Here is a 19,517-nt window from a genome sequence, read left to right on the forward strand (position 1 = left end):
AGAGTGGGTCATTTTCTGTGACTCAGTTTCTGAATCCCATGTGAATCAACTTCATGAGCCAGAACAGGATTAATATAACTATAACGGGTTCACGAAATCTTTTGACCTGTTAATATCCCTGGATGGTAAAAGTCATGGTCCACTTCTATGGTCGTTATGATTGAAGTTTCAGAATGAGGCCTTCGTCCCCACGAACCTCAAAAGGCGCATGGAACCTCTCCTGGTTTTTGTCTAAAAAAGTGGAAAGGCATATCTGGGGGGCCCACGTCTGATCCCATTTTAATGTCTGCGGTGTGCTGCTAAAGTTCAACAGGATCATATAATTTTCTTCGTTTCCCACTCTCTGATACGCCAAGAGAGGCCCCTGGACTGCGATAATCTCGAGCCGACCCGTGGTAAGGGTGGAGCGTTCGCGACGAAGTGCAAAAAGTCGGCGATATAATGTCAGGAGTGAAGTCGGATTATCACGTTGTGAGGCGACATTGGCGGTGTGAAAATCCTCGGCAATCGGCAACCACGGTTCATGGGTAGAAAACCCGGCATGGTGATCGGTATTCCATTGCATCGGCGTTCGTTCCGGGTCGCGGTTGCGACCCGTGCGGCGGCCCTGCGGATCGACGGCATGTTCACCGGGAATGGGGACTCCCTTCATGCCGATTTCCTCTCCATAATAATGCACCGGTGTTCCCAGTAACGTCAGCAGCAGCATGGCCGCCACACGCCTTTGTTCTCCCTGGAGTCGCATCGCCAATCTCAGGCAGTCATGCGTACTGATTATCCAGGAAGGCCATCCGCCCGTGGGCACCTGTGCGAGATACTCTCCGATGGAACGACATAGTTTGTCGGCAGTCCAGGACGTCCAGGCCAATTGCATGTGAAAGGGCAGATGCAGTTCGGGTTTTTCGCCTCCGTAATAGGTCACGACCTTTTCCACCGGCAGGTACAGCTCGCCCGCCACCATCCGGTCGCCGCCGAACTCATCTGCCACGGCCCGGATGGACGCGACCACCTCGTGAATCCCCGGCTGATCCCGCGTGTGGTGTGGGAGCAATTGACTATCCGGCCCCTGACCTTCCTGAAAATCCGGATTGGGAGGGTTATCCCGAAATTGTTCGTCTTTGATTAACAGGTCGAGGGCGTCGATGCGAAAACCATCCACTCCCTTGTTCAACCAGAACCGAAGCGTCTCGAACATTGCCGCGCGGACATCAGGGTTGCGCCAGTTCAGGTCCGGCTGTTTGCTGAGAAAGGTGTGGAGATAATATTGGTCAGTGTGGTCGTCCCACTCCCACACGCTTCCGCCGAAGACACTAATCCAATTGTTCGGTGGTGAACGATCGGATTTGGCATCACGCCAGATGTACCAGTCACGCTTGGCATGGTCTCGGTTTGATCGGGATTCGAGAAACCACGGATGTTCGTCGGAGGTATGATTGGGCACCCAATCCAGTATGACTTTCAGATCATGCTGATGCGCCTGGTCGACCAGTTTTTCAAAATCGCCGAGTGTCCCGAAGGCTGGTCCAATATTCACATAGTCGGAGATATCATATCCCAGATCGGCCATCGGGGAGGGGTAGACCGGGGATAACCAGAGGGCGCTCACACCCAGCCACTGAAGATAATCCAGCCGTTGGATCACTCCCTGAAGATCGCCGTATCCGTCGCCGTTGCTATCGGAAAAGGACGGCACGAGAAGCTGATAAATGATGGCGTCCTGCCACCAGTGGAGAGGGTCTGCCATATAATATTTCCTCGACAAGCATGTTGGGCCGGGGGGAAGAGCGGAGATTGAATAAACCGGTAGTCGGTCTTCCCCTGTCTTTACAAAGATGTCCGGGTGAACCTATCCCAACCTTCAGTTGAATCCATTATCTAAGTTGGAAAAATTCGCGCAGGATTTATACCTTGAGTCGTACCGAAAAATATGGTTTTACAACAGAATGGTAGGACATCATGTTTGACGGGAAACTTGCTATGCATCCCATTGTTCGACAGCTGACACGTGCTCAATTACATGAGGACGGACAGGATATCTTACTCTCCCGGGAATGGCTGGTGACCAATGGGTTGGGCGGCTATGCCTCCGGCACCGTCGCCGGCGTGGCCACGCGGCGATATCATGGCGGGTTGATTGCGGCGTTGCCTGCGCCGCTTGGAAGACAAATGACTTTGTCGCATCTGTCGGAACGTGTACGTCTTGGGGATAAAAGCGTCATTAAATTGAGCGGGGAGACGCAAACGCCTGGGGACAGCCATGTGTACGGCATTAATTATCTCACCGAATTCCGATTGGAGATGGGATTGCCGGTCTGGCGCTATGAATTGTCCGGTGCGACGATCGAAAAGCAAGTGCTCATGCCTCATCAGCAAAACACCGTCTACATCATCTATCGACTGCTTCAAGGAGATCCCGTCAGGTTGAAACTCATGCCGTCGGTCCACAACCGGTCACACGACTCGTCGGTGAGTACACCGCTCCCCGGAACCTTTAGGTTGTCGGAATTCGAATCACGGTTTGAACTGTCGGTCCTGCCGGATCTTCCGACCATCCGGATGTCTCTGGATGGTGCGCGCCAGGCATTTACCGTTAATCGTCAGACGTTACCGGAGGTGATGTATCCGGTGGAAGAGAGTCGTGGGTATGAGGAAATCGGGACATTATGGAGCCCCGGATATTTCAGAGCGGATCTTTCACAGGATCGCTCTGTATGCCTGGTAGCATCGACCGAATCCTGGGACATCGTTGCCGCCTTGCCGGCCGAGGAGGCTCTAAGGTTGGAATATGAGCGGCGGGCTCGGGCATTGGCCGCAGCACACCCGTCGGCGCGGGACGGACTCGGTGCGGAGCTGGTGTTGGCCGCGGATCAATTTATTATTAAACCTGTCGGTCGCACTGAAGATACCGCCCGGGTCAGAGCCGGCGGCGATGAAATGCGAACGATCATCGCCGGTTATCATTGGTTTACGGATTGGGGTCGCGACACCATGATCAGTCTGGAAGGTCTGACACTCACAACCGGCCGTCAGGCAGACACCGGCTATACCTTACGGCTGTTTGCCCATTATCTCCGGGACGGACTGTTGCCGAACCTCTTTCCCGAAGGTGGGAAAGAAGGTCTCTATCATACCGCTGACGGCACATTGTGGTTCTTCCATGCGATCGAGCGATATGTACAGGCCACGGGAGACCTGGTGACGCTTGACATTCTCCTGCCTCATCTTCTGAATATCGTGGAGCATCATGTACGGGGAACGCGTTTCGGCATCGGCGTCGATCCGCAGGATGGTCTGCTGCGACAGGGAGAAGATGGATATCAACTCACATGGATGGATGCCAAAGTTGACGATTGGGTGGTGACGCCGCGCCGGGGGAAAGCCGTTGAAATCAATGCCCTTTGGTATAACGCCCTCTGTCTGCTCGCTGACTGGCTTCGACAACGGAACAACCCGGATGACGCCGGGAAATGGGAACGGTTTGCGGAACAGGCGCGGATCTCCTTCAACCGGCGGTTCTGGTATAAAGGCGGAGGGTATCTCTTCGATGTGGTTGACGGTGAGCAGGGCGATGACAGCGCCTGCCGGCCCAATCAATTACTGGCGATTTCCCTGACCCATCCGATTCTCGATTCGTCATATTGGTCCTCCGTGGTCGAGGTGGTGGAGAAGCGTCTGGTGACGCCTGTCGGTCTCCGGTCGCTTTCCCCGGATCATGCCGACTATAACGCCAAATATGATGGAAATCTGCGCGCGCGCGATGCCGCCTATCACCAGGGGACGGTGTGGGCCTGGCTGATCGGTCCTTTCATCGATGCCTGGATGAAAGTGCATCCTGATAATCCGGCAGGGGCGCGCCGGTTCCTCTCCGGATTTGAACGACACTTGAATGAAGGCTGCATCGGCAGCATCAGCGAAATTTTTGATGCTGAAGCGCCCTTTACCCCCCGCGGTTGTATTGCGCAAGCCTGGAGCGTGGCGGAAGTGTTGCGCTGTTGGGTCAAAACCACTCCCGTGGTTCGTGACGCATAGGATGAAAGGCGTGCGGAGGGGAAAGAAATGAAGAGTAAGATTGCCTCCCACTTTCCTGTATCTCTTTTCTCTCCTTAATCATCTCATATTTCACGGCACACCCCGGACGGAGGCGAGTTGGAAAATCCTGTCGCCAGGTCTCTGGCCAAGGGTTATGTACAGTTGTGGTTCACCAGGAATTCACAAATGATCTTTCATGAACGGTAGTCGGGGAAGCCTTTCCGAAGCAGGGTCGCAGGCTTACCGGCATTGTCTCTTACTTCATAGAGATAAAACAGGAGAAGAAAGGAAGAATTCTATGATGACTCCCGCCAGTATTAAAGGACATCCGTTACACGTCATGTTAATTCCGTTGCCACTCGGTTTATGGATTTTTTCATGGGTGGCCGATGTGATCTATATCAGCGGGTGGGGGGAAGACGTATGGCGCGAGGTTGCTTTGTACACGCTCGGAGGAGGTGTGGTCGGTGCCTTACTGGCTGCCATACCAGGCTATCTGGATTTCCGCTCGCTGACCGATCCCCATCCTAAGAAGATCGGCACCTGGCATATGACACTCAATTTGACGATTTTCCTCTTGTTTATGGTGAACTTTTGGATGCGTGCCGCAGACTTATCGTGGAACGGAGGATTCGTGCTTTCCACATTAGGAGTACTGTTGTTGGGAATATCCGGATGGTTGGGTGGAGAACTGGTCTATAAACATGGGGTGGGAGTCGACACCGGCCATGTCCTGCGCACAACGAAACAACGCTGATTGGTGTTCCGTATGAGAAACGAGATGAAGCCTCGCACTGTGGCCATTTCCGGTGTCGGTCCAGGTTTGGGCGCGGCCCTGGTGCGGAAGTTTGTGGAGGAAGGGTGTAAGGTCGGCATGTTTGCCCGCACAGGATCATACCTCCAGCAATTGTCGGATGACATGAAGAACCACGGCGGGCATGCCGTCGCCATTCCAATGGACCTCACGGACCCGCGACAGATCACAGAAGGATTTCACTCCCTGCGGAATCAGTTCGGACCGGTTGATGTGTTGATCAATCATGCAGGCCATGCCGCATGGAATCCTGTGCATGAACTGACACCGGAGCAGTTTACTCAGGCATGGCAAGTTGGACCCTTAGCGGGATTTCTGTGCACCAAGGAAGTGCTCCCGGACATGATGAAAGCTGGAAAGGGATGTATTCTTTTTACAGGAGCCACCTCCTCTGTGCGTGGACGGGGCGGAGCCGCTGCGTTCAGCAGTGCCAAATTCGGCGTCAGGGGCTTGGCGGAATCGCTGGCCAGGGAATTATGGCCGAAGGGAATCCATGTGGCTCACGTGGTCATTGACGGCGTAATCGGAGAATCCGACCAGCATCACCAGACCACGGGCAAGGAGGGAGAACCGCTGCTCAATCCTTCGAGGATGGCAGAGGCCTACTGGCACCTGACGACGCAGGACAAACAGGCATGGACGCTGGAACTGGACCTGCGTCCATTTAACGAAGATTTTTTTATCTAGATACGTGGAATATCTCTGCATATTCTTTCCCTAATATGTCTTTATTAGGATCAGAACGCCACTCGACAGAATAGTTCTTCCAATTCATGATGCCCACGTGATCAACGTGTGGTGAATGCCAGGCCGGTCGGCGCGAGAATCTCGCCCGTATAATACCGCGCATCCGACGAGGCCAAAAACACATAGCTTGGAGCAATTTCCGCCGGTTGAGCCGGCCGTTTCCAAAAGGTATTCGAGCCGAAGTCTTTCACGGCCTCTTCCTTGCGGGTGGAAGGAATTAAGGGCGTCCATACGGGACCAGGTGCCACACAATTCACTCTAATCCCTCGTTCCGCCACCACCTGAGCCAATGAATGCGTGAAATTATGAATGGCCGCTTTCGTCGCAGCATAATCCAGGAGGTGTGAATTTCCCTTAAGCGCCACCACCGACCCTGTATTCAAAATCACATCGCCTTCCTGCATATGCGGTAAGGCGGCTTGTGCCATCCAGATGGAAGCATAAACATTCGTGTAAAAGGTTTGATCCAGTTGCTCAGGGGTGATGTCTAGAAAATCCGAGGTTTCACTATGAAAGGCCGCATTATTCACAAGAATATTCAACCGGCCAAACTCCCGCACCGTTTGCTCGACCACATGCCGGCAATGATCCCGTTCGCGCAAATCTCCGGAAAACGCCAGTCCTCGTTGGCCGGCCTGTGTCACCCATCGGTAAGTTTCTTCCGCATCGTCCTGCTCATTGTAATAGGTAATGGCGACATCCGCTCCTTCCCGTGCGAAGGCTATCGCAATGGCCCGTCCAATCCCGCTGTCTCCGCCTGTGATGAGGGCAGTGCGGCCCGTCAGTTTGCCCGAGCCCCGATAGGATTCCTCCCCATGATCCGCCTTTGGACGCATATCCGCCTCTTGTCCCGGCCATGGTTGTTGCTGGGAAGGCACCCCGTCTTGCGTCCGCTCATCCACAAAAGGATTCGGATCGTCCTGTAAGCCTGACCGGGAAGCTTTCTCTGTTGTGGATTTGTCCATGGTCGTTCTCCTTCACCAGAAATATTCAGGAAAGGTTGATTAATGTTCTTTCTCCATTTCATTCGTGATTGACAGCATACCCGGTCCCCGGATTTACGGATAACTGGAGAAAACCCTTGGCACGAAAACTTCATTTTCCTCGATCGTTCTACCTCCTGAAACCTCATGAACAAAAGTCAATTATTCTCTCCTTTTTTATACTTTTGCCGGATGGAATTCCCTTGCTATAGATCGGGGAGGCTGTGACGCGCGAGGGGTAATTAAGAGGAAAAGAGGAAAGATGGACCATGGCCATGACGAAGTTGTCCGGTAGTATAAAATTCCCCACTTCCCAAACGGAAAAAAGAAGGAGAAATCGTTGTGGCCGCACAAACCGAGAAGGGCACATGCCACACCACTCACCGACATGATTCGAGAAAAATATCAAACTCATTCCAGATCGGTTTAATTGATTTACAAGGATGAATGTGTACCCAAGAAGGAGCAAATCGTCGAGACAGTGCCATTCCCATCATGCGGGGACACCGTATGTTCTTCTGGTAGGAAAGGGAAGGCGGGAGGTCGTCGAACCAGTGTATCCTCCGGCACCAGACGGTAAATTGAATGAAGAAATGAGAAATATCTTCCCCTGTACCACGTTTGCGGGATACGTGTAGAGCACATGACGGACATTCGAGAGGTCATCATCATTGGCGGAGGTTTGGCGGGTCTCTCTGCGGCCATTTATCTCGGCCGAGGGAAACGGGACACCCTCGTCATTCATTCCGGCCGGTCAATGGCTAAATGGGAACCGGAAGTCCAGAACTATCCTGGATTTCCTCATGGGATAGCCGGGGCGACGCTTCTCGACCTTTGCATGGCCCAGGCTTCCCGATTCGAGGTGGGCATCGTGAAGGACGACGTTCAGTCACTGACGAAACAGGATGGGATCTTTACTCTTCGAGGGCATCAGCAAAGCTATCAGGCCAAACGAACATTACTCGCCACAGGGCTCACCCATCTGCCCCCGGAAATACCCGGCGTACGGGAGTGCGTGGGAACCAGTCTATTTTTTTGTAAGGACTGCGATGCCTATCGGCTGAACGGAAAACGGGTGATCATTATCGGGCAAAACAATGAAGCCGCGGATTATGCGCTCGGCATGCTACTGTTCACACCGCACGTCATGCTGACCACGAATGGCAAAGGCGTCCAGTGGAATGATGATCGTGCGGGATGGCTGAGGGAGTATGACATTCATGTGCGCCTGGAGAGTATTGGTGGCCTTGAGCATGAAGAGGGGCGTGTGCATTCCATGGTCTTTGTCCGTGGTGAATCGGAACAGGTGGAGGCTATCTTTACGACACGTGGAGATGTCTGCCACAACGCATTGGCTGAGGAAGTCGGAGCTCGAATAGATTCCGAAGGCCAAATCATCGTGGATACCAGTATGAGGACCTCCGTGCCAGGCCTCTACGCAGCGGGCTGCGTCACGCCTGTCAATTGTCAAATGATTGTTGCGGCCGGCCAGGGAGCCACGGCGGCCCAAGCCATCAATCGCGATTTGTTCGATGAGAGCCTTCGACAACACACCCTGCCCCGCATGGCAAACCAGACTCCACCTTCCATTTGAATTTGCCTGTCGTGGCGTTGAAATACTAATAACAACCGGAGAAACAACAACATCACAGACCTCCTGCGTCTACCAGGGTTCCCGCTAGTTCCCTCCTCTGCTGCTCTTGAGTATTTTCAATCCAGCAGAACGAAATTTTAGAAGGCTCATTTCTTGGACATTCTGTCACTGGTTGCAATTAAAAACGAATAAAAGAAAGGAGGGGAAAGCAAACATAAGATGCTGAGGAAGGAAGAGGCTCCTCTAACACCTGCGGACCGTGAGTGAATAGTTCATCAATGTCATGTTTAAGTCACTTTAAAACTAATTAAAAAATTGAGGTCAGAACATGAATACAAAGCGAATCTCAGTTGCTGTATTTGCCTCCCTTTGTCTGTTTGCCTCATCCGCCATGAGTGCCGGTACAGGAACAATGGGTGCAGGTTCTGGAAGCACGGGTACCGGCCTGGGAGAAGGAGCAGTAGGGACAGGAAACACGGGCGCCGGAATGGGGATCACAGGATCCGGAGCGGGGAGTCGGGGTACCGATTCCGACAGTTTCAGTTCCGGGGCAGGCAGTTTGGGTTCCGAGACGGGCAGCATGGGCACAGGAACCGGAAGGACGGGTACTGGTATAGGAAGCACAGGCACCGGTACTGGAAGCATAGGCTCCGATTCTGACAGTTTAGGTTCCGGGACGGGCAGCATGGGTACAGGAACCGGAAGGACGGGTAATGGTATAGGAAGCACAGGCACCGGAACAGGAAGTGTAGGTTCCGGTTCTGACAGTCTAGGATCCGGGACTGGAAGGATGGGCACGGGAACCGGCGGCATGGGCACAGGAACCGGTGGAGTGCAAGGCTCAGGAACGGGAAGCCTGGGCACTGGGAGAACAGGTGGTTCTCTACCTTAGGAAGTGCTTTGCTCCACCCTTCTTTAGAAGACAGTCGTGAGAGACAAAAGCCGACTCCTGGAGTTGGTTTTTGTCTCTCTTCGTGTGAAATGAATGTCATCGTGCGGGTTGTACTTTGTGTTGAGAGGCCAACATTACAAGCCCCATAAGGTTGTCGTTCTTGTCATCTTGAAGGAATGATGTCTTCTGGCCTTTAATGGTTTGGTTTCACAGGAATTGAATTCACTTTAGTAGTTAGTTTTTCCTCTTCCTGGTCCTCACGTACTTTCCGCCCTTTTGAAAAATATCCGCTGGTGTTCTCACCATTTACCTGCTCACGAATGACGCATAGCGTGTAATCCATCAGCACCACAGCCAGCGGAATTTCCAGCCAGACCGGAAGCGAAAGCCACTTGAGAACGCCCACCTTTCTTTGGGTGATATAACGGGATAATCGCGAAACGAGAGGACGTTCAGTAACACGAAGCGCCAGTGCCGTAAAAAGCAGAAGGTACCGAAAATCAATGGTCCGCTGAACCATCCAGGCAGACGTCTCAGTAGTTAATCCATTTTCGCATGGCTTGATTCAGGAAAGTTTTCCTAGGTGCGGGACTGCGCCTGCTTCATCTTAGCCGATCCTCTCTTTTCCTGTGCCGTTTTCGGCGGACTCTTGCCTGGAGTATTTTCTTGTATTGATACCTTGGCAAGTTTCACATGTATCTCTTCCGCACAAGCCTATTCGGCAAGTTCATCAGGGATTCATCACGGTTAACGCTCTAATTTCCCAACTGGACATTTAGGCAAGATGCCTGACTTATTCATCCATATCCTACCAATATTCACCTGTGTTGTAGTTGAGAGAGGTGAAATTCACTCTGTCGTCATGACCAGTTGCAGTTCAATTTCACCCGCAAGACGTATATCTTGAAAGGAGATGAAGATGGCGACCCAATGGGGCCTATGTAAAAGATGTCAATGGTGGCAAATTGAACCATCTGCAAAAATCGAAGATGCCACAATGGGACTTTGTATCGATGAAAACCTGCAATCGTATCGATTGTTGGTCTCCGGCAATAGTGGATGCAATCGATTTATGAAAGGCAGTCCGGCTCAAGCGGAAGGTTCCTCTTCTCAGCCCCCGACCGCTTCGCCCACACGATAGCGGGAAGAGAGCCTTATGAGGGCATAGCGTGGGAAATTGATAAGCGCGTCTCATCCCAGTGCAGGAAAGGACTGCTCAGCAAATACATACGACCGCCTTGGACGAGGCAGGTCTTTATGTATGCGTGAAGGTCTCTAACACGGGAGAGCATGCTCTCCTGTGTCCTATCATTCATAACTCCGTGGGAGAGAATGGAATTGCTGTTTGATCAATCGATGAAAATTGCGTTCAGGGAGTACAAATTTGAAAAAATTGGTGATGGTGGGTTTATTGCTGTGGTATATCGGATTCTTTTTGGTAATGGGGTGGTCCCCTCTTGATCCGGAAAGCTGGGCATTTTCCAATATCCTTCCTCTTCTTTTCGTCGGTGTCTTGACCCTTTCCTACCGACAATTGCCCTTTTCCATCGCCTCCTATGTGCTTATGGCGTTGTTTCTCACCCTGCATACCATTGGATCACATTATACTTATGCGCAGGTGCCTTTCGGCGTCTGGTTGGAAGAGCTATTCGAATTACCCCGTAACCATTTCGATCGAATCGTCCATTTTTGTTTTGGTTTGTTCTTTGGCTATCCCTTATTGGAACTCTTCGAAAGGGTTCCCGGGATGTCTGCATGGATCCGCGCTGGAATGGTCGTGGTGACACTTGTGGGATTGGGCGGGCTGTGGGAAATTCTTGAATCGTGGGTAACCCGCATTGTTCATCCGGAATTAGGTCTAGCCTATCTGGGTGCACAGGGAGATATTTGGGATGCCCAAAAGGATATGGCAGCTACGTTATACGGCGCGCTCCTCTGGTTGGCAATTATGGTGTGCTCCTGGAAATGGAAAGGGGTTTTGTTCATCCGGATTACAGGAAAGGACGGTAGATCTTCCACATGCGTCTGACCACTGCAGTTAACGCCCCTAACCGGAAAAATTTTCGGGAGCATCATCTTGGACACGTGCTTCTGGCTTGGTACGCGGTGTTTTGGATATTTCTCGCCATAGAACCGATCGACCGGCATGATTGGTTTCTCGAAAATATTTTAGCGATAGGACTGGTCATTGTCCTTGTCGCGACGTATCGATGGTATCCCTTATCGGATCTTTCCTATATTTTCCTCACAGTGTTTATGACCCTTCATGCCATCGGAGCCCATTATACCTATTCAAAAGTTCCTCTTGGATTTTGGATGCAGGATTGGTGGGGATTTGAGCGCAATCATTTTGACCGGATCGCACATTTTTCATTCGGGCTGCTCCTGGCCTACCCTTTAAGGGAATTATTCCTTCGCCGGGTCAATGTGCGTGGATTCTGGGCTTATTATCTTCCCATTAGCGGAATATTGGCCCTCAGTGGATGTTTCGAAATTATCGAATCGTGGGTGGCTCTCCTTGTTCGTCCGGAATTGGGAGAGGCGTACCTTGGTACTCAGGGTGACGAATGGGATGCACAAAAAGATATGACTGTGGCGGTCCTCGGAGCATTTATCACCATCATGCTGACCTATGCACTTTCCAAGGTCGTCTCCCAAAAATCTCTTCAGGTTCCTCCCTAGCATTTGCTGATTTCCTATGAACAACCTGTCCACCTTGGGCTCCATTCCGATTCACGCTCAGAGGAATAGATTCAGCCGACCACGGTGGCGTGAGCGTGTCGTACGTTCAATCCCTGTTCATATTGGGCTGTTGGGTTTGGTGTTAAGTCTGATGGTGATTTCCCCTCGGTTCGCTTCGGGGGAAGAAACCGACACGCCGCTTGCCGGAGAACCCCATCAAGCGGAAATTTTTGGACAGGAAATTCATGTCCCTCCACGGGATCGCCGACATGTGACGGCGATAAATATCGGTATGAATTGGATTCCGGACGGACCCAAACGGTTAGAACTTCTTCCATTCGGCGCGTTGTTTGTCTGGCGCAATTGGGATGATGAAAACCAGCGATTTCGGGGGACCTTCTCAGGTGTATTCAATGACATCAACTATCAGCGTGGTCTGTCATCAACCAGCCCATGGTTTGCCGCCATGACCTTTGAAAATGTGATCATTCCATTCGGCCGATACGAATATGTAGAAGGACAGGCTATCAAGGACGTAGACCTGCAATGGAATTATTTCTTTGCGGGAATCGGTATCGGGTATCGCAGGCCATTATCCCCGGGAGGGCAGGATAATGCAGCCGAATTTTCTTTAACGTATGAACCCGGTTACCGTTGGTTCGATCGCAGTTCAAAGACGTCCAATAATTTCATTGTGCCCCAAAATACATACGAAGGCCGAGTCCATGCCCGGCTTCGGATAGATAAATTTGAACGAAATCTTATGGAATTGCTTCATCACGGATTCGCTTTTGGAGGTGATGCCCTCTATGGACATCGTGCCCGTTGGCGTCAGTGGGGAGATCCGGAATTCGAGACCCCGGATAACCATGATGACCACACATTTATGCTTGCCAGCTTCTATGCCGCCTTGGCGGGGAAAATCCCTTTGGTCCCGTCAGAGCGGCACAGATTGATTGTCACGATGTATGGAGGAATCGGCAAGAACCTTGACCGGTTTTCCACCTTCCGGTTGCCTGGGCGTCCCACGGGGTATGAATGGGAGGCGCTCTCCCGTCCTCTCATTCCGGGAGTGGCCTTCAATGAATTGTTTCCGCGGAAGTACGCGATTGCCAATTTCACCTACCGGTATGAGGCGCTCTTTTTCTTGTATCCGTATATTCGGGGAACCTGGTCGGCGATCGAACGAGCCCGTTTCAACGATAATGGTTCTCTTCGCTATCAGGTAGATATGCTGCCGGCCGTGGGAGGTGGAATTGTCAGCGGGGCTCCATGGGGTTCACAGATAGAAATTAATTATAGTTATAACTTTGGCATATACCGTGATCGCCATGGGCCGAAACTGGGAGGGAATAGTGTCGTAGTGTTCTGGTCAAAGCTTCTTTAACACGAAGCGAAATTCTCCCGCATCCGATTTTTTCATGAATCAGGATGAGGATCTTTCCCTTCTCTTTTTTCCTTCGATACGGTTAGTTCCGTTCTTGCGTAGGGACCTGTGGATCGATATGCATTTCTGTTTGAACCACTCCATAGAAGATCGTTGCGAGGGACAGAATCAACAAAAAATAAAAGGCCACACGCGCCGGTCCCACAACAGGGGTTGTAAAAGCTCCAAATCCAATTAACGCACAAATTCCGGCAATGATGAGTAATATGAAACCGATGGTGAGCATTGGTACCTCCTTTTTCAGTAGGCAAAGAGCCGACATTTTTCGAAAATAATTATTTCCGCCACGGGTTTCTCTGCCCGGCCTTTCGGAAGACCCAGACGCCTATTCAGCACCTTCTATTTCTCTTTGAAGAACCTCAGCCGTATGGAGAGCGTTCCGTCGGTGGTTTGCACGATTTGTTCGCGACAACTGAATCCATCGGCAACGACTAATTCTTTTTTTGCCGCCGCCTCCCAAATTTTCGGAGGAAGAATTTGTTCTCTATCTCCGGCCCGGGTTCCTATCCGCAACACCACCAGCGTTGTAGAATCCCACGTATACGTTCCATCCGATTCTGACATGTCAGTGGGAATTTTATAGGCCGAGACCTCATAGCGATCAATCCTGGTTTCAGCCTGCGGCAGAGACATCACCATTCCACCAACGCGTCAACGTATCCGGCAGATGCACCGAGTCCGGTGGAGGGACAACATGAATCATACAATCCAATCTTCCACCTTGGATATCCTCACTGACTTTTTTCAACACCGTTACCATTCACATGCTCCTTTTCACCGGCCTCATCGTATCCACAAGTCACACGGTCTTGTCTTTTCCTTTCAACGAATTGGTACGCAAGAGAAATGGCCGGCCCCATTGCACACGAAGAGAGAATGGTGTTGGTGTCTTCGATGTTTTCATTCATCCACTCCATCTCTGTAATTATCGTAAGAGGAGACATACAGCCGATACATCGCAAATCGGATTCCTTGAGAATGAACCCTTCATGGAATTTTTCAACACCATTAAAATTCCTTTACCCATCCCTCATAAACACTGACCTTTTTTCAATAACCGTACAAGGGGACATAACCCTTGGCGCGGAGAAGAAAGGAGAGAGGAACAAAATCTTGGACCTATTATTTCTGAAGCGTCGCTAGCGTCCCCTTCTCGAGGCTACGGATTTCTCCACCATTCCATTACACGAGTTCCCGTACCCGATCTGACAAGGCCGTCATAGCAATTTTCACCCGGTTCGGTTCGCCTCTTGCCAACGATTCTGCAAATTTGGCGGCTTGGCTCATCGTAATGTTGGCCGGCATCGGAGGCTCAAACGGATCCACGATGGCCTGTACCAATACCGGTCCCGGCGTTTGGAAGGCCTGGTCGATGATGGAACCACAATCCGCAGGATCGTCGACGGTCAGTCCGGTTCCTCCGCATGCCTGAGCCACGAGGGCAAAGTCGATGGGATGCAATTCGCATCCGTATTCGGGATTTCCCAGAAACACCATCTGTTCCCATTTAATCTGGCCGAGCGTATTGTTTTTGATGACGAACACTTTCACGGGCAATTGATATTTGACACAGGTGGCGAATTCAGCCATAAGCATCGAAAATCCCCCATCTCCCACAAAGGCGATACATTGACGATCCGGATAGGCGATTTGGGCCGCAATGGCATAGGGTAACCCGCAGGCCATGGAGGCCAGAGTGCCGGATACCGTGTGTTTCTGCCCTCGTTTGGCCGGAATTTGTCTAGCCCACCAGGTCGTGATCGTTCCCGAATCACAGGAAACGATGGCGTGGTCGGAAAGGCGTTTGCCGAGTTCCCAGGCCACCACCTGGGGTTTCATGGGTTTGTCTTTTCGGGTTCCCCGTTCTTCCATCAATGTCCGCCATTTGGCCATTGCCGTTTGTGCCCGTTCCAAAAATTTCCGGTGTTTATTCCGTTGCAACATCGGCGATAGCTCTTGGAGGGTTCTTCTGCAGTCGCCAACTAAACCGACTTCCACCGGGTACCGCAGTCCGATTCGCGCCGGATCAAGATCGATTTGAACGGCCCGGGCCTGTCCGGGTTTGGGATAAAATTCCATATAGGGAAACGACGTGCCGATGAGAAGGAGGGTATCGCAATCCTCCAAAGCCTCTTGAGAGGGCGCGGTCCCCAACAATCCAATGCCTCCTGTTGTATAGGGACTATCGTCAGGCACTGACGCTTTTCCCAATAACGGTTTAATAATGGGCGCTCCCAGCATTTCTGCAATGTGTTCCAGTTCATCGGTTGCTTTCAAGGCTCCAGCCCCGGCCATAATGGCAATACGTTTTCCCTCATTCAGCACGTTGGCGGCCTGTTGCAAATCTGCTGCATTGGGTAATCGCGCGCCACGGGAAAAGATTTCTACCGAATGGTGGGGAATATTGCGTTTGGAATAGCCTTTATCTGCTTTTGTTTCTTGCAGATCGACGGGAAAATTAATGTGAGCAACTCCGCGATAGCTCAACGCGGTCCGACAGGCTAAGTCGACCACATTCTCGACATGTGTCGCACTCATGATTCGGGTGTTATAGACCACGACATCTTCAAAGACTCTGGTAAGATTCACATCCTGTTGGGCATGGGTATCGATCAAATCGTGAAAATGATGACCGGTAATGGCCAGTACCGGTTGTTTCTCCATTTTGGCATCATACAAACCATTCAGAAGATGAAGCCCTCCAGGCCCTGAGGTGGCCAGGCACACGCCAAGCTTCCCCGTGTATTTTGCATACCCGCAGGCCATCCAGGCTGCGGACTCTTCGTGGCGAACCTGGATGAATCGTATTGTATCCTTTCGTTGACGCAGGGCTTCCATAATCCCATTAATGCCATCTCCGGGAAGACCGAATATGACTTCCACGCCCCAATTTTGAAGCTTCTCTATCAACACGTCCGCGGCGGTTTTTGGCATGTTCTGAGTTCCTCTCTTGTTTACTCAAGGTGGAAAACCCTGGTATGTGCGTCTTTATGAATGGTCCGTATAGGCGATGGTAGACATGAGAGCATTCTCGGCCTGTCGGGAATCCAGCCTGGTGTGTTGCACCACAATCGGCACATCGGACTCGAACAAGCTTGCGAAATCTGTATCCCTGGGTATGGGTTCAGGGTCCCTCAAATCATTAAAACGAACATGACTCGTTCGACGAGGGGGGACGGTGATATGGTAAGGCCCCGCCGGGTCACGGTCCGCATAAAAAATGGTGACAACCACGTGCGCCGGATCATTGGAGACGTTCAACAGGCATGCAGTTTCATGACTCGTCATCTGCGGCTCAGGTCCATGGCTTCCCGCAGGAATATACCCTTCCGGAATGGCCCATCGTTTGGCCCCCATTGGTGGATTCATGAACTCATTCCCTCTTCTGGTGAAGTTCCTTGAGCTTTTCCAATCTGACCTTGCCGATGGCGACGCTCCCATTCCCTATCCAATGCGGCTTCAAGAAGGTAGGGAGGCAAAGACTGATCGATCTCCCCGGAAGAGGGTAACCCCTGTGAATCAATGTTGTTCGCTTGTTCATTCATACAGAGATTCCTTTCCTTTTACCTGTAACAGATGAATGAGAATCATTCATGTCCATCATGATCCTGAGGGACTCTGAGCGTGGATAAGTCGGGGCTTTCTAACCGGCGGACGGCGAAGTTTTTGCCGAAGGGTTGGACGGCGTTTCCGCTCGACTCCTTTGACCGGGACCGGTTGGCCCTTCTGGGCTGAACGGTACAGAGCTTCAATAATGCGGACATCATGGAGGCCCTCATCGCCTGCCGGTTCCGGAACCGTATCCTTCAAAATGCTATCCGAAAATTTTAAAAGTTGTGGAGCAAATTGATCACGTTTAGAGAATGTGTGCTTTTTCTCTTTCCCGTTCACCGTAAGGTATTGAGTAATGGGCTCGACATATTCGTAGGCCGAGGTCACCCGCAGTTGTCCCTTTGTACCCACAATCCGAAACTCGGAAACGTCGGCGGCCCCGAAACTACAGATAAAAGTAGCCAACCGGTCATCAGGGAATCGGAGCGTAACGGCGCTCATTTCTTCGACTTCTTCAAATTGGTCCGTCCCTTTTCCTGCCGTACTGGCAAACACCTCAAGGGGTTCCGCATGAAAAAGATTTCTGGCGGCATTCAAACAATAAATGCCGATATCCCACAGCGTGCCTCCACCGGTCTCTTCCCGTAACCGGATATTCTGTTTATCTTTGACCGGGAGACTAAATGCCGATTGGAAATACCGGGGCGTGCCAATTTTCCCTGATTGAACCATGTGTATGGCCCGAAGATTGGCTTCTTCAAAATGCAGCCGATAGGCCACCATCAATTTGACACCATGATGGTCCGCTGTGCGAATCATGATTTCACATTCCTTGACTGATAAGGCCATGGGCTTTTCACACAACACGTGAACGCCCGTTTTGGCAGCTCTGACGGTATATTCGCAATGCAAATGATTGGGAAGCGCGATATACACGGCATCAATTTCTTCCTTTTCCAGACATTCTTCATACTGGTCATACGAATAGAGACCGCTGATGCCGTATTTTGCTCCCAATTGCTTTAATTTTTTGGGATCATCGGAAATTAATGCTGCTAATTGGGAGTTTTTTTTCGCATGTGCAAATGCCGGAAGTACGGCGACCTGAGCGATATAGCCGAGCCCCACCACCGCGTAGCGTATTTTCTTAGAGCCAGATGTTCTATTGGGCGAACGTGCCATCCTGGGATCTCCTTGGAATCGTGTCAAAAGAGTAAGACCGAATAATTATTTACAGCTTGTATCAGCGTTTGAATCGAAAATGAACTGGAAAGAACCCTGGTTCCAAAAAATATCAGTCAGGCTTTAACACTCAGATCTTGAAGAGTTTCTAAAAAGAGGAGGAGGACAGGGAAGGGCGAAACGAAATCAAACGGGAAAAAGCCCGGAAGGCTTTTTCCCGTTAATAGACATGGAGAAATATTATTTATTTCCGGACGATGTCTTGCTATGGATTCCACTCCCTGTGTCCCATTTGGGAGTGCCGTCATCCTTCCGCACTGCCAGGACTTTTCCATTTCCCTTCAGGGTAACTTGAGAGGCGATGACCAGACTTTCCCCCTCCCGCATGATCCGTGATCCGGTCACTTCGACCTTATCGCCTTCCTTGATCTCGATCCCCTGCTCCTTGAGATAGTTATCAGGCGCGACACGAACCCGTTCGGTCCCGGATGGCGTTTTGACGTCCAACACTATCAAACTATCGGTCGTAGTCACTCCGGGCTCCAACATATCGTGATCCACATTTTCCACAGTCCCCTCTACCGTTTCGACGGTTGCAGGATTGAAATCCTTAATCTGGGCCGTAGCCGCTTGCTGGTGGCCCATGAAGGCGTGGTCTTTAGGCGTTCGTTTTTCGCCAATGGGAGCTTCGGCTACCTGAACCAACATCTTCTCATCCTGTTTGGTCAGTTTCACCTCTGACCAAGGGATCGAATAATTTTCAGACCCGATCCCAAGAGTGCCACCGAATGTGCCACCATACGAGAGAACTATGTAGGATATTTGCCCTGTGGTTTGATCAATCAGTAAATCTTTGACCGTCCCGAGTTCTTTGCCGGCCTTGTCAATGACCGTATTCCCGATAAGGGTATTGGCATTGAGAAGAAGTTCCTTGGATGGTTGGCCTGACTCGCTAAGGGCTAAGGACATGCCTCCTCCTATGAGTGCAAAGGCTAATGCCATTCCGAGTGTGCCGCTGTTTTTGCGCCTTGTGTTCATCATGATACCTTTCCTTTTGTGAAAGTGGTTAACCGATGGTGCTTGGGATTTGTCCTCTTTGCTTGGGATTTGTCCTCTTCATCTCTTTTATGATTAAGGTACCGATTTTCGATGGGATACCACCTGTTTTTGAAAGTGTTCAGTAATGGGAAACGATATATAGGAAATTTGTCCGGGGTTCTGATCTCTCAACAATTCATGAACCGTTACCATTTCCTTCACCGGACTTGTCGTGTCAAAAGCAGTAAGAAGCATCACGAACCCCCCTCCCGCTAGGCTCAAGGTTAAAGCCAGTCCGATAAATTCTTTGATGGTGATGAGTGAGTTCATGGAAGTGTTCCTTGGGGTTAAATAGAATTTTTCTTAGTTTCATTGAAGTCTTGTTCAGATTGTAGAGAAACTGAAAAAAAATGGGCCTGAGTAAAACCCTTGCATGTAAGGGCCTGTCCCCTTAAGGATTTGCCCCGATTATAAATTTAATGCGATTTTCCAGGGTTCTTGTCAGATGCTTTTGATCTGTATGCGGGGGATAATGATGAAAAAGAGACAAGAAAAAT

At 50.9% G+C, this 19,517-nt stretch carries 21 protein-coding genes; 9 read left to right on the forward strand and 12 right to left on the reverse strand.

Translation table 11 applies throughout. From position 1 onward, the window contains the following. Positions 1 to 154 precede the first annotated feature (154 nt). Positions 155 to 1,744: an alpha-amylase family glycosyl hydrolase gene (locus PQG83_RS02370; protein WP_312746358.1), complete on the reverse strand. Its 1,590-nt coding sequence runs from the start codon at positions 1,742 to 1,744 to the stop codon at positions 155 to 157. Between the two features lie 212 nt (positions 1,745 to 1,956). On the opposite strand from PQG83_RS02370, the gene PQG83_RS02375 reads away from it, so the two are divergent. From PQG83_RS02375 to PQG83_RS02385, 3 genes are all read left to right on the forward strand, one after another. Beyond that, a complete protein-coding gene (locus tag PQG83_RS02375; RefSeq protein ID WP_312746361.1) occupies positions 1,957 to 4,029 on the forward strand; it encodes an amylo-alpha-1,6-glucosidase in 2,073 nt (690 codons plus the stop codon). 298 nt (positions 4,030 to 4,327) lie between these two features. Then, positions 4,328 to 4,786 (forward strand): DUF2231 domain-containing protein, encoded by a 459-nt coding sequence (locus PQG83_RS02380; RefSeq protein WP_312746364.1) that lies wholly within the window; start codon positions 4,328 to 4,330, stop codon positions 4,784 to 4,786. 24 nt (positions 4,787 to 4,810) lie between these two features. After that, on the forward strand, positions 4,811 to 5,530 hold the full coding sequence (locus tag PQG83_RS02385) for an SDR family NAD(P)-dependent oxidoreductase (protein WP_312746366.1): 720 nt from the start codon (positions 4,811 to 4,813) through the stop codon (positions 5,528 to 5,530). Between the two features lie 101 nt (positions 5,531 to 5,631). Here the strand turns inward: PQG83_RS02385 and PQG83_RS02390 are convergent, their stop codons facing one another. Further along, on the reverse strand, positions 5,632 to 6,555 hold the full coding sequence (locus PQG83_RS02390; protein ID WP_312746369.1) for an SDR family oxidoreductase: 924 nt from the start codon (positions 6,553 to 6,555) through the stop codon (positions 5,632 to 5,634). Positions 6,556 to 7,216: 661 nt separating this feature from the next. On the opposite strand from PQG83_RS02390, the gene PQG83_RS02395 reads away from it, so the two are divergent. Together PQG83_RS02395 and PQG83_RS02400 are read left to right on the forward strand one after the other, a co-directional pair. Then, positions 7,217 to 8,167, forward strand: coding sequence for an NAD(P)/FAD-dependent oxidoreductase (locus PQG83_RS02395; RefSeq protein WP_312746371.1), 951 nt, complete (start codon positions 7,217 to 7,219; stop codon positions 8,165 to 8,167). Between the two features lie 328 nt (positions 8,168 to 8,495). After that, a complete protein-coding gene (locus PQG83_RS02400; RefSeq protein WP_312746373.1) occupies positions 8,496 to 9,059 on the forward strand; it encodes a hypothetical protein in 564 nt (187 codons plus the stop codon). Between the two features lie 193 nt (positions 9,060 to 9,252). Here the strand turns inward: PQG83_RS02400 and PQG83_RS02405 are convergent, their stop codons facing one another. Next, positions 9,253 to 9,579 carry a hypothetical protein gene (locus PQG83_RS02405; RefSeq protein ID WP_312746375.1) on the reverse strand — a complete coding sequence of 109 codons (327 nt, stop codon included), beginning with the start codon at positions 9,577 to 9,579 and terminating at the stop codon, positions 9,253 to 9,255. A 399-nt stretch (positions 9,580 to 9,978) separates the two neighbouring features. Between PQG83_RS02405 and PQG83_RS02410 the strand changes: the two genes are divergently transcribed. The 4 genes from PQG83_RS02410 to PQG83_RS02425 all read left to right on the forward strand — a co-directional run bounded on the left by PQG83_RS02410 (position 9,979) and on the right by PQG83_RS02425 (position 13,128). Next, positions 9,979 to 10,200, forward strand: a complete 222-nt coding sequence (locus PQG83_RS02410) for a hypothetical protein (protein WP_312746378.1) — start codon at positions 9,979 to 9,981, stop codon at positions 10,198 to 10,200. A 243-nt stretch (positions 10,201 to 10,443) separates the two neighbouring features. Continuing rightward, a complete protein-coding gene (locus tag PQG83_RS02415) occupies positions 10,444 to 11,088 on the forward strand; it encodes a DUF2238 domain-containing protein (RefSeq protein WP_312746381.1) in 645 nt (214 codons plus the stop codon). Beyond that, positions 11,079 to 11,741, forward strand: a complete 663-nt coding sequence (locus PQG83_RS02420) for a DUF2238 domain-containing protein (RefSeq protein ID WP_312746384.1) — start codon at positions 11,079 to 11,081, stop codon at positions 11,739 to 11,741. Before PQG83_RS02415 ends, PQG83_RS02420 begins: the two co-directional genes overlap by 10 nt. Before the next feature lie 151 nt (positions 11,742 to 11,892). After that, entirely contained in the window at positions 11,893 to 13,128 is a 1,236-nt protein-coding gene (locus PQG83_RS02425) for a hypothetical protein (protein WP_312746387.1), read from the forward strand. 82 nt (positions 13,129 to 13,210) lie between these two features. Here PQG83_RS02425 and PQG83_RS02430 read toward each other — a convergent pair whose 3' ends face one another. The 9 genes from PQG83_RS02430 to PQG83_RS02470 form a co-directional block, all read right to left on the reverse strand. Next, positions 13,211 to 13,414: a hypothetical protein gene (locus PQG83_RS02430; RefSeq protein ID WP_312746390.1), complete on the reverse strand. Its 204-nt coding sequence runs from the start codon at positions 13,412 to 13,414 to the stop codon at positions 13,211 to 13,213. A 113-nt stretch (positions 13,415 to 13,527) separates the two neighbouring features. Continuing rightward, positions 13,528 to 13,821: a hypothetical protein gene (locus tag PQG83_RS02435; RefSeq protein WP_312746393.1), complete on the reverse strand. Its 294-nt coding sequence runs from the start codon at positions 13,819 to 13,821 to the stop codon at positions 13,528 to 13,530. Further along, positions 13,802 to 13,948, reverse strand: coding sequence for a hypothetical protein (locus tag PQG83_RS02440; RefSeq protein WP_312746396.1), 147 nt, complete (start codon positions 13,946 to 13,948; stop codon positions 13,802 to 13,804). The genes PQG83_RS02435 and PQG83_RS02440 overlap by 20 nt, the downstream gene beginning before the upstream one ends. A gap of 422 nt (positions 13,949 to 14,370) precedes the next feature. Further along, complete coding sequence (locus PQG83_RS02445; RefSeq protein WP_312746398.1) at positions 14,371 to 16,122, reverse strand: thiamine pyrophosphate-dependent enzyme; 1,752 nt, start codon at positions 16,120 to 16,122, stop codon at positions 14,371 to 14,373. 54 nt (positions 16,123 to 16,176) lie between these two features. Then, a complete protein-coding gene (locus PQG83_RS02450; protein WP_312746401.1) occupies positions 16,177 to 16,557 on the reverse strand; it encodes a sensory rhodopsin transducer in 381 nt (126 codons plus the stop codon). Continuing rightward, positions 16,554 to 16,733, reverse strand: a complete 180-nt coding sequence (locus PQG83_RS02455; protein ID WP_312746404.1) for a hypothetical protein — start codon at positions 16,731 to 16,733, stop codon at positions 16,554 to 16,556. The genes PQG83_RS02450 and PQG83_RS02455 overlap by 4 nt, the downstream gene beginning before the upstream one ends. Before the next feature lie 55 nt (positions 16,734 to 16,788). Continuing rightward, positions 16,789 to 17,922 carry a Gfo/Idh/MocA family protein gene (locus PQG83_RS02460; RefSeq protein WP_312746407.1) on the reverse strand — a complete coding sequence of 378 codons (1,134 nt, stop codon included), beginning with the start codon at positions 17,920 to 17,922 and terminating at the stop codon, positions 16,789 to 16,791. Positions 17,923 to 18,162: 240 nt separating this feature from the next. Continuing rightward, positions 18,163 to 18,963, reverse strand: coding sequence for a PRC-barrel domain-containing protein (locus PQG83_RS02465; protein WP_312746409.1), 801 nt, complete (start codon positions 18,961 to 18,963; stop codon positions 18,163 to 18,165). Positions 18,964 to 19,053: 90 nt separating this feature from the next. Continuing rightward, positions 19,054 to 19,290, reverse strand: a complete 237-nt coding sequence (locus tag PQG83_RS02470) for a hypothetical protein (RefSeq protein ID WP_312746412.1) — start codon at positions 19,288 to 19,290, stop codon at positions 19,054 to 19,056. Positions 19,291 to 19,517 lie beyond the last annotated feature (227 nt).

This window comes from Candidatus Nitrospira neomarina, assembly GCF_032051675.1.
GTDB classification, from domain to species: Bacteria; Nitrospirota; Nitrospiria; order Nitrospirales; family UBA8639; genus Nitrospira_E; species Nitrospira_E neomarina.